This is a genomic window from Microbulbifer aestuariivivens, from assembly GCF_039545115.1.
In the GTDB taxonomy this organism is placed as follows: Bacteria; Pseudomonadota; Gammaproteobacteria; order Pseudomonadales; family Cellvibrionaceae; genus Microbulbifer; species Microbulbifer aestuariivivens.
The window spans coordinates 64,123-73,532 of record NZ_BAABRT010000021.1; the positions used below are offsets into that span (position 1 = coordinate 64,123).

Consider the following 9,410-nt stretch of genomic DNA (forward strand, 5'->3'; position numbering starts at 1 on the left):
GTGGCCCCGAAACGCAAACACACCTCACCCTTCCACCGCCAGCTCCTGCTGCCGGCACTGCTCGGCGCCGCCTTCTGGATTGGCGGCGCCACCATTCTCGAGCGCTCGGTGCTCACGCCTTACAATACTGCGTCAATTACCGATGCCGCCGAGAAAAAAGCCCAGGCTGCGGCGGCAGAGCTGAATACCGCTCTGGAGCGGGAAAACCGCCAGCTGCACTCACTTATCCCGGTTGCTGTCAGCCAGCGCGGGTCCGACGCCGCAAATTCCGCAGCTCCTGCCGGCGACATTGCCACCAGCGGGTTTCGCGTGGCCGTGCAGAAAACCTTCGCCGCCGGAACCCCAAGGCGCGCCCAGTACTTTACCCGCGGCGAACTGCAGGTGGGCGCTGGCTCCGCACCGGAGCTCAACTTCGCCCTCATCGACCTGATCAAGCGCACCCTCAATGAGGGACCGCAACCGCTGGAAATCCTGCCGACCGCTGGCGGAAAAGACTGGCAACAGCATCGTGTGTTGATCAGCGGTGAAGACGCCGTATTGGTGTCGCAGCCTTTTTTACAGCTGGAAACCCTTTTAGCGGGCCTTGCCGACAGCGATGGGGAATGGCTGCTGCTGCAGCAGTTTCCCGCCGGACCGGTGCAAACCCTCTGGCGCGCGGGGCAGGGTAGTGGCCCCAGCGGCCAGGCAGCCGTGCCCGGTTCACACCTGCGGCTGGCATTCTCCCCGGACGGCGATTTTGTAAAAGACCACAGTATCGACAGGCGCTGGCTCTTCGGGCTCAGCCTGATCGGCCTGCTGGCGACCCTTGTGGCCCTGGTGAAGTTTATGCCCCGCTCTACCCCCGCACCCTGGGAACGTCAGCGCCCGCGCAGCGCCGGTGCCAAGGAGAGCCGCTACGTTCAGCTCGATCCCGAACCCGATTTCGACGATCCAGCCGAGCCCGCTTACGATTACGGCTACGACCACAGCCCAGCCGCGACCTTTGAGCCTATGTCGATCACGCCGCCGGCCGATATGAGTTTAGCGCCGGGTATCGAACCCACCACCGGTGATTCGCCATCCCCGCAGGAACAGATGCGGGATCAGCTGCGCAGCCAGGTGACCGCGGACATGGATTTTCCCGCAGGGGTGTTTCGCGCTTACGATATTCGCGGCTACGCCGAAACGGAGATCAACGAACCCTTCGCCTACCAGCTCGGGCGCGCCCTTGGCACCATGGCGCGGCAGGCCGGCGAAGAATTGCTGATGGTGGCCCGCGACGGCCGCAACAGCAGCGCGCTGCTGAGCCGCTGTCTGGTGGAAGGCATCCTCGACACTGGCTGCAACGCCGTCGACCTGGGACTCGCGCCCTCGCCGCTGCTGTATTTCGCCTGTGCCCGCGGCAACAATACCAGCAGTGGTGTCGTCGTCACCGCCAGTCACAATCCGGCCGAGTACAACGGCTTCAAGATCGTCTTGAAAGGCCACCCCCTCGCCGAGGACGAACTGCAGAAACTGCGCAGCCTGATGAAGATCGGGCCTTTTGACAGCGGTCAGGGCAGCTACCGCGAACAGGACATCCGCGAGCACTATATCGAGGAAATATTCCACGATGTGGCGCTGGCGGGTCAGCCCCGCCTCGTGATCGATGCCGGCAACGGCGCCACCGCCAACCTGGCCCCACAGCTGTTTGAGGGACTGGGCTGTGTTGTCACCCCGCTGTTCTGCGAGGTGGATGGCAATTTCCCCAACCACTCGCCGGACCCGTCGCGCCCGGAAAACCTGCAGGCGCTGATCGACAAGGTGGCCGAGAGCGGCGCAGACCTGGGCATTGCCCTGGATGGCGATGGCGACCGGGTAACACTGGTTTCCAGCAGCGGCCGTATCGCCTGGGCCGACCAGCTGGTGATGCTGCTCGCCCGCGACATACTGACGCGCAATCCCGGCGAGACTGTTGTCTTCGATGTGAAGTGCAGCCGCGCGCTCGGCGAGCTGGTCAAGCAGTATGGCGGGCGCCCGCTGATGTGGAAAACCGGCCATGCCCCCATGAAGAGCAAGATGCTGGAGACCGGCGCCATTCTCGGCGGCGAGCTTTCCGGTCACATCTTTATCAAGGATCGCTGGTTCGGTTTTGACGATGGCATGTATGCCGCCGCGCGCATTCTCGAGATCATGGCCCTGCGCGAGCAGAGCCTGGATGCGCTGCTGGACTCGCTGCCGCAGATGTTCAACACCCCCGAGGTTCTGTTGCCGGTGCCCGAGCAGGAAAAGTTCGCCCTGATACAGGCCCTGAAAGAGCGGGGCCAGTTCCCCGCTGCCAACGTCAACAGCATCGACGGCTTGCGGGTCGAATTCGCCGATGGCTGGGGGCTGATCCGCGCCTCCAATACCGGCGCCGCGCTGACACTGCGCTTCGAGGCCGAAACCGAGCAGGCCCTGCAGCGCATCTTCAATGAGATGCGCGGTCAGCTGGCTGCCGTTGCCCCGCAGCTGTCACTGCCCGACCTCTAACAACCGCGCCGGTTTCCCAGAACCCGGCCAATCGATCACTGGATAGGAAAGTCCGACCATGTCACTGGATCACAAATCCGCCCTGCGCGTTGCCCATGTACTCAACGAGGCGCTGCCCTATATTCAGCGTTTCACCAACAAGACCGTGGTGGTCAAGTTCGGCGGCAACGCCATGGTGGACGAGGCGCTGCAGAACAGCTTTGCCCGCGACATCATCCTGATGAAGCTCGTGGGCATGAACCCCGTCGTGGTCCACGGCGGCGGGCCGCAGATCGGCGACCTGCTGGGCAAGCTCAATATCGAATCCCGTTTTGTCGACGGTATGCGGGTCACCGATAGTGAAACCATGGATGTGGTGGAGATGGTGCTCGGCGGCACCGTCAACAAGCAGATCGTCAACCTGATCAACAAAAACGGGGGCCGCGCCGTCGGCGTCACCGGCAAGGACGGCCTGCTGCTGCGCGCGAAAAAACTGCAGATGCAAAGCGAAGCCGCCGGCCTGCACGCCTCCGAGATCATCGATATCGGTCATGTGGGCGAAGTGGAGCACGTGGATACCGCGGTGATCGATATGCTCCTGCACGGTGACTTTATCCCGGTTATCGCGCCGATTGGCGTCGGCGAGGATGGCGCCTCCTACAACATCAACGCCGACCTGGTGGCCGGCAAGATCGCCGAGTACCTGCACGCGGAAAAGCTCATGCTGCTCACCAACGTGGCGGGCCTGCAGGACAAGCAGGGCAAGGTGCTCACCGGCCTGACCACCCTGCAGGTGGATGGCCTGATCGCCGACGGCACCATTTACGGCGGTATGCTGCCGAAAATCTCCTGCGCCCTCGATGCAGTGAAGGCCGGGGTCACTTCCGCCCATATCATCGATGGCCGGGTGCCCCACGCGGTACTGCTGGAAATTTTCACCGATAGCGGCGTCGGCACCCTGATCACCGACAATGGCCAGAGAGCCACGCAGGCGGCAAGCGAGTAATTGAAGCGGCGCCGGCGAATCGTTAGGATTCCCGCGCCCGCCCTGCAATTTGCGCGGGGCGATAACAAGAAACGATGTTCCCGGCATTACCGGGTGAAAGGCAGTCAATGAGCAGCGAAAAAATCAACCGGCGCCAACAGATACTGCAGGCCCTCGCCCATATGCTGGAAGCGAGCCCCGGCGGCCGCATCACCACCGCGGCACTGGCCAAGGAGGTGGGCTTCTCGGAAGCGGCTCTCTACCGCCACTTTCCCAGCAAATCGAAGATGTTCGAGGGACTGATCGAGTTTATCGAAGAGACCATCTTCAGCCGGGTCACGCTGATCCTGCAGGATGAGCCTTCGGCGTTGGCGCGCTGCCAGAAAATCCTGCATCTGCTGCTGGCCTTCTGCGAGCGCAATCCCGGCATTACCCGGCTGCTGACCGGCGATGCCCTCACCGGTGAAACCGAGCGGCTGCACGGCCGTATCCTGCAGTTCTTTGACCGCCTGGAAACTCAGCTCAAGCAAATCCTGCGGGAGGCGGAACTGCGCGAGCAACTGCGCCCGGCGATCCCCCTGGGCAGCGCCGCCAACCTGCTGCTGGCCAGCGCCGAGGGGCGCATCGTGCAATACGTGCGCAGCGGCTTCAAGCGCAAGCCAACCGATCACTGGGCCGAACAGTGGCCGGTGCTCGTAGCTGGGTTCTTCCGTGAACCGGCGGCCCTGGCGAGGTAGAAATAGGGTGGTAGAAATAGGGTAAAGGCCCCGATCAGGGCGGAGTGTTATCCGCAGAACTGGATAGCAAAGCAAGGCCGCTGAAAACGGCCGCTGCGAGACACACTGAGCGCTGGCCGATTACTGACTGGCCAGCAGGGTAAAGCGCTCGGCCGCGTGGGCAAATTCCTGCTTGATGCGAGCCGCTTCCTCCTGGCGATGCGCAATTCGCTGCTTCAGCACCTTCACTTCCTCACGCAAATTGGTGATTCGCGCCACCAGATCCGGCGGCACCTGGTCGCCGTTGCGCTCAATACTGGCCGCATCCGCTTCCGCCTGCTCAATCTGCCGCACAATACTGGAGAGGTTGGAGCGCAACAGCGCCATGTCCTGCTCCGCGGTGGCCAGTTTGCGCTCCAGGGCGTTTTCGATATCGGCCAGGCTGCTGTAGCGACGCAACAGCTCCGCATCCTCTAAGCGCTGGGCCGCCTGTCGCCGCTTGCGCGCCACCTCCTCTTCAGTCAACTGTGGCGGCACCACCTCCAGCACCCGACCGGATCGGTTCAGAACCTCATAGCCGCCGGGTACAAAGCGTGGCGGCACCACATTGTCGAGAACCGGCACGCCATGTTCATTGGTGTATCGAAACAGCACATCACCTTTGCCCGGCAGGGTGTCGCTCCCCTGAGCAACAGCGCCGACAGCCAATACCGCGAGCCATCCGGCGAGAATAGAGTGGATGATCTTCATCGCGCTTCTCACTGGTTATTGTTGTTTTATAGGCAGAGCGGAAACAGGTTAGTGCGCTAGGATTGCGCCTCTACCCCATAGCGCTGCCGGTATTCGACAATCTTTGCAAGAGTCTCCCGCTCCTGGGGAGCCTCCTCAAGGTAACTGATAATGTCGTCCAACTGCACGATGGAAACCACCGGAACACCGTACTCGCTTTCCACCTGCTGAATGGCGGACAGCCGGGTCTCCTCGGTGGCCCGCTCCTGACGATTCAGGCCGATGACGACGCCAGCCGCCTCCGCGCCCTCGGCGCGGATAATCTCCATCACTTCGCGCACGGCGGTGCCCGCGGTAATCACATCGTCGATAATCAATACCTTGCCTTCCAGCGGTGCACCCACTAAGGTGCCGCCTTCTCCGTGACCCTTGGCCTCTTTGCGGTTATAACAGAAGGGCTTGTCCACGCCTTTCTGTGCCAGCGCCACGGCAGTCACCGCTCCGAGCGGGATGCCCTTGTAGGCTGGCCCGAAGATGACATCGAATTCCACGCCCGAGGCCAGGATCGCCTCGGCATAAGCCTGCCCCAGTGCCGCCAGTGCGGCACCGGAATGGAAACGGCCGGCATTGAAAAAATAAGGGCTGCGACGACCCGACTTCAGTGTGAACTCACCGAAACACAACACCTGATGATTCAGGGCCAATTGGATAAAATCGCGCTGATACTGCTGCATGGAAATTTGTGAACTATTAGCTATGGTGAATGAATACCTCCGCACAGAAATCCGTGGGAGGGGGGTTGCACATATAATGTTACTAATGATACACAGTCCGCTGGTAAGGGGCTAATAAATGCGAATTGTGAGTCTGTCGGTTGACGGCATTCATCAGGCTGCTCAACGCGGCCTCTATGACTGGCTGGCGGAGCAGGACGCAGACATCATCTGCCTGCAGGACTTGCGCTCTCTGGAGCCGGAGCTGGATCACCCGGTTTTTCACCCCGACGGCTATTACAGCTACTTTTTCGACTCGGGCACGCCGCATGAGAATGGTGTGGCTATCTATACCCGCAGCCAACCCAAAGCCATCATCTTCGGTATGGGCTTCGCCAATGGCGAGGACATGTACGGGCGCTACCTGCAGGCGGACTTTGAGCGCCTCAGCGTGGGCTCACTGCTGGCCCCGGTGGCGGTGGATGAGGCCTCGCTGGAAAAGAAGGTGCAGTTTTTTGAAGATATGCAGGCGCACCTGATCAAGATCAGCCGCAAGCGTCGCGACTTTATCTTCTGCGGCAACTGGAGCATGGCCCACCGCCGAGCCGATGTGGAAAACTGGCAGGACCATCAGGATACCCCCGGCTTTATGCGCCACGAGCAGCGCTGGCTGGATCAGCTGTTCAATGAAATAGGCTACGTGGACGCCTTCCGCAAAGTGGTGAAGGATGCCGACGAATTCAGCTGGTGGCCCAGCGGCACCATAGGCGAGGGGGACGGATGGCGGACCGATATGCAGGTGGTTTCCGCCACCCTGAAAAACCGCATCGAGTACGGCGCCATTAACAAGAATGTGGCTTTCTCCAGCCATCTCCCGCTTATCATGGATTACGATCTGGAGATCTGAGCGGCACTTACAACAAACCTCAGGCGGGCATCATCGCCCGCCCGGCATCCCAGAGACCGCCCTCCCAGCATCTGCTCTCCGCTAGCCTTCCCCAAGCGCCTTGCGCTGCAGTTCGATCAGCTCATTAATGCCGGACTTGCCCAGTGCCAGCATCTGCGCGAACTGCTTCTCAGTAAAGGGCGCGCCCTCCGCCGTACCCTGCACCTCAATCATGCCACCGTCGGCAGCCATCACCAGATTCATATCCGTATCGGCGCGGCTGTCCTCCGGGTAATCCAGGTCCAGCACCGCCTCGCCCGCATAAATACCCACGGAAACCGCCGCCACCATATTTTTCAGCGGGTCAGTGGTAATCAGCTTCTGCCGCTGCATAAACCTCAGGGCATCCACCAGCGCCACACAGGCACCGGTGATCGCCGCCGTGCGGGTGCCGCCATCGGCCTGCAGGACATCGCAATCGAGCGTGATCTGGTTTTCCCCCAGCAGCTCCAGATCCACCGCCGCGCGCAGCGAACGGCCGATCAGGCGCTGGATCTCCACCGTGCGCCCTCCCTGCTTGCCGCGGGCGGCTTCCCGGGCCATCCGCGAGCCCGTGGAGCGGGGCAGCATGCCGTATTCCGCCGTAATCCAACCGCGCCCCTGCCCGCGCAGGAAGCGCGGCACCTCATCGGCGACGGAGGCGGTACAGAGCACCTTGGTATCCCCAAATTCCACCAGCACCGAGCCCTCTGCATGGCGGGTGTAATTGCGGGTAAGGCGCACGGGGCGCAGTTGCTCTGGTTTGCGGCCGCTGGGACGCTGCATGCATTCACCTCTGAAATTTTCGTTTAAAGGCCGACAGTATAACCCCACAGCCGCTACGCCCGGACTCCGCCAGCCCTGTGCTATTATGCCCGGCCAGCTATCTCCAGCCGCAGGACGAGAAATATGGCCAGTAAAACTGTGCGCAGCATGACAGCTTTTGGCCGCGCCGAATCCCCCTTCGATACCGGTATCGCCACCTGGGAACTGCGCTCGGTCAATCACCGCTACCTGGAACCCCATTTCCGTCTGCCAGAAGCCGCCAGACCCCTGGAAAGCCAGCTGCGCGAACGGCTGCGCAAGCAGCTCGCCCGCGGCAAACTGGAACTGAACCTGTCCCTTAAAAGCAACCCCGGGGAAAAAGCCTCCCTGCAGGTCGATGAAGCCCTGGCCCACGCCGTTGCCGATGCCGCCAAACGGGTATCTTCAGGCGCTGACGTGCTGCCTCTGAATCCACTGCAGCTGCTGCAATGGCCCGGTGTTATCGCCGAACCCGAGACCGATACCGAAGCCCAGTCCAAAGCCATCCTTGCCGCGTTTGACGCCGCACTGACGCAACTCAGCGACAACCGAGCCCGCGAAGGTGCCGAGCTGCGGCGCTTTATCGAACAGCGCCTCGACGCCATCAGCGCGCAGGTTGCCAGCGTAAGACAGCTGCTGCCGCAGATTCTGGAGGCACAGCGGGAGAAACTGCGCAGCCGCCTGCAGGAGCTGCTCAGCGAGCTGGACCCGGATCGGGTCGAACAGGAAATCGTCCTGCTGGCACAGAAAGCGGATGTGGATGAAGAACTGGACCGCCTCGACGCCCACGTCACCGAAGCCCGCCGGGTACTCAGCGGCGGTGGTCCCATCGGCCGCCGCCTCGATTTCCTGATGCAGGAATTCAACCGCGAAGCCAACACCCTGTCATCCAAGTCCGTGGTTACCGACACCACCCAGGCGGCCGTGGAACTCAAGGTGTTGATCGAACAGATGCGCGAGCAGGTGCAGAATATCGAGTGAGGTTTCAGAGCGGACTATTCTCGTGAATCTACATCCAAGCCAAAGTGCTGAGTGTCCCCATTACCTTACTTATTTACCTGCTGTCACATTCTCAACAGCTACGCAGCCTTCTAATAAAAAGACACTAGGTGAGCCAGTGCTCACTCAAGTTTCGCAATGTTACTCAGAGGCTAGTTTTTATTTTTATATTACGCTAGCCAAAATCACGCCGCTTTCAACATCACTTGATATTAAGACCTTATTTTTGATTTAAGTTATTGAAGATCTTTAAAAAGTGCATCGGGTAATTATTCTCGTATTGCATTCACTACCACAGAGGTTTAATAATCGACCCCATCGCGTCATAATGCCTCAAGGCTTGCTTAGACAATGAGTCCGTTAAGCTTCAGGTGAAGGTTACTGCCTACGAAGTGTAACCAAAGAACACAATGGAATAAAAAATGAACAGAAAGGTATTGTTAAGCACTCTTGTTGCAGCTTCACTTCTCTCCGGGTGTGCTACGGGCTTGAACTCCATACAAAAACGCGAGTATGAGGCCTTTAAACATGATGGCGTGCTTGTAAAAGAGAAGGAGCCTGTTGTTGGTGCACTACTGGGTATATTGCCCGGCGGAGGTTCTTTTTATGCAGGGGAAGCCGGCTTAGGACTCGCAAATCTTATGTTCTGGCCAATGTCCGTTTTATGGGATCCCGTTAGTGGTTACAATGGCTCTGTTGCTATCAACTACGACATCACAAAATTAAAATTGAGAAAAGAAAAAGAAAAAGAAATAAACGCTCTCGATGAGAAGCTTGCTTTGGAGCAGCTCACGCAAAAAGAGTATATTCTTGCAAAAAGAGAAATTGAACAAAAATATAGTTACGAATAAGCTGTAGTAGTTCAGACTTGATCTGACAGTTACCGGTTTTTCAGAAGGTGCTCTGTCAGGTCAGGTTCAGTTTACGAACTTTTCCATCCAGATTTTTTGCCATCATCGAGTGTCTGCATCGGTGTACGGCCGCAGCACTTCTTGCCTTGGTGCGTGCGCTCATTATTGTAATACGCCAGCCATTCGTCCAGATCTTCCTGCAGTTCCTCGACTGACCCG

Annotated in this window: 10 protein-coding genes; 6 read left to right on the forward strand and 4 right to left on the reverse strand. The window is 59.6% G+C overall.

Features of this window, described 5'->3' with window-relative positions:
- From ABEA58_RS12325 to slmA, 3 genes are all read left to right on the forward strand, one after another.
- Window positions 1–2,490 carry a phosphomannomutase/phosphoglucomutase gene (locus ABEA58_RS12325; RefSeq protein WP_345551934.1) on the forward strand — a complete coding sequence of 830 codons (2,490 nt, stop codon included), beginning with the start codon at window positions 1–3 and terminating at the stop codon, window positions 2,488–2,490.
- Window positions 2,491–2,548: 58 nt separating this feature from the next.
- Window positions 2,549–3,475, forward strand: a complete 927-nt coding sequence (gene argB / locus ABEA58_RS12330) for an acetylglutamate kinase (RefSeq protein WP_345551936.1) — start codon at window positions 2,549–2,551, stop codon at window positions 3,473–3,475.
- 107 nt (window positions 3,476–3,582) lie between these two features.
- Window positions 3,583–4,191 carry a nucleoid occlusion factor SlmA gene (slmA, locus tag ABEA58_RS12335; RefSeq protein ID WP_345551938.1) on the forward strand — a complete coding sequence of 203 codons (609 nt, stop codon included), beginning with the start codon at window positions 3,583–3,585 and terminating at the stop codon, window positions 4,189–4,191.
- Window positions 4,192–4,311: 120 nt separating this feature from the next.
- Here slmA and ABEA58_RS12340 read toward each other — a convergent pair whose 3' ends face one another.
- Together ABEA58_RS12340 and pyrE are read right to left on the reverse strand one after the other, a co-directional pair.
- Window positions 4,312–4,920 (reverse strand): hypothetical protein, encoded by a 609-nt coding sequence (locus ABEA58_RS12340; protein ID WP_345551940.1) that lies wholly within the window; start codon window positions 4,918–4,920, stop codon window positions 4,312–4,314.
- 56 nt (window positions 4,921–4,976) lie between these two features.
- Window positions 4,977–5,633, reverse strand: a complete 657-nt coding sequence (gene pyrE, locus ABEA58_RS12345; RefSeq protein ID WP_345551942.1) for an orotate phosphoribosyltransferase — start codon at window positions 5,631–5,633, stop codon at window positions 4,977–4,979.
- A 118-nt stretch (window positions 5,634–5,751) separates the two neighbouring features.
- Between pyrE and ABEA58_RS12350 the strand changes: the two genes are divergently transcribed.
- Complete coding sequence (locus ABEA58_RS12350; protein WP_345551943.1) at window positions 5,752–6,519, forward strand: exodeoxyribonuclease III; 768 nt, start codon at window positions 5,752–5,754, stop codon at window positions 6,517–6,519.
- A gap of 81 nt (window positions 6,520–6,600) precedes the next feature.
- Here the strand turns inward: ABEA58_RS12350 and rph are convergent, their stop codons facing one another.
- Window positions 6,601–7,323, reverse strand: coding sequence for a ribonuclease PH (gene rph / locus ABEA58_RS12355; protein WP_345551945.1), 723 nt, complete (start codon window positions 7,321–7,323; stop codon window positions 6,601–6,603).
- Between the two features lie 123 nt (window positions 7,324–7,446).
- Here rph and ABEA58_RS12360 point away from each other — a divergent pair, with 123 nt between their 5' ends.
- Window positions 7,447–8,322 (forward strand): YicC/YloC family endoribonuclease, encoded by an 876-nt coding sequence (locus ABEA58_RS12360; protein WP_345551946.1) that lies wholly within the window; start codon window positions 7,447–7,449, stop codon window positions 8,320–8,322.
- A 440-nt stretch (window positions 8,323–8,762) separates the two neighbouring features.
- Complete coding sequence (locus tag ABEA58_RS12365; protein WP_345551947.1) at window positions 8,763–9,191, forward strand: hypothetical protein; 429 nt, start codon at window positions 8,763–8,765, stop codon at window positions 9,189–9,191.
- A 71-nt stretch (window positions 9,192–9,262) separates the two neighbouring features.
- Here the strand turns inward: ABEA58_RS12365 and ABEA58_RS12370 are convergent.
- A partial coding sequence (locus ABEA58_RS12370; protein ID WP_345551948.1) for an IS3 family transposase occupies window positions 9,263–9,410 on the reverse strand: 148 nt, incomplete at its 5' end.

What these genes read in the sequence shown, in the direction of transcription:
- ABEA58_RS12350 (WP_345551943.1), top strand. Translation starts at nt 5,752, where the DNA reads ATGCGAATTGTGAGTCTGTCGGTTGACGGCATTCATCAGGCTGCTCAA.
- rph (WP_345551945.1), bottom strand. Translation starts at nt 7,323, where the DNA reads ATGCAGCGTCCCAGCGGCCGCAAACCAGAGCAACTGCGCCCCGTGCGC.
- pyrE (WP_345551942.1), bottom strand. Translation starts at nt 5,633, where the DNA reads ATGCAGCAGTATCAGCGCGATTTTATCCAATTGGCCCTGAATCATCAG.
- ABEA58_RS12365 (WP_345551947.1), top strand. Translation starts at nt 8,763, where the DNA reads ATGAACAGAAAGGTATTGTTAAGCACTCTTGTTGCAGCTTCACTTCTC.
- argB (WP_345551936.1), top strand. Translation starts at nt 2,549, where the DNA reads ATGTCACTGGATCACAAATCCGCCCTGCGCGTTGCCCATGTACTCAAC.
- ABEA58_RS12360 (WP_345551946.1), top strand. Translation starts at nt 7,447, where the DNA reads ATGGCCAGTAAAACTGTGCGCAGCATGACAGCTTTTGGCCGCGCCGAA.
- ABEA58_RS12340 (WP_345551940.1), bottom strand. Translation starts at nt 4,920, where the DNA reads ATGAAGATCATCCACTCTATTCTCGCCGGATGGCTCGCGGTATTGGCT.
- slmA (WP_345551938.1), top strand. Translation starts at nt 3,583, where the DNA reads ATGAGCAGCGAAAAAATCAACCGGCGCCAACAGATACTGCAGGCCCTC.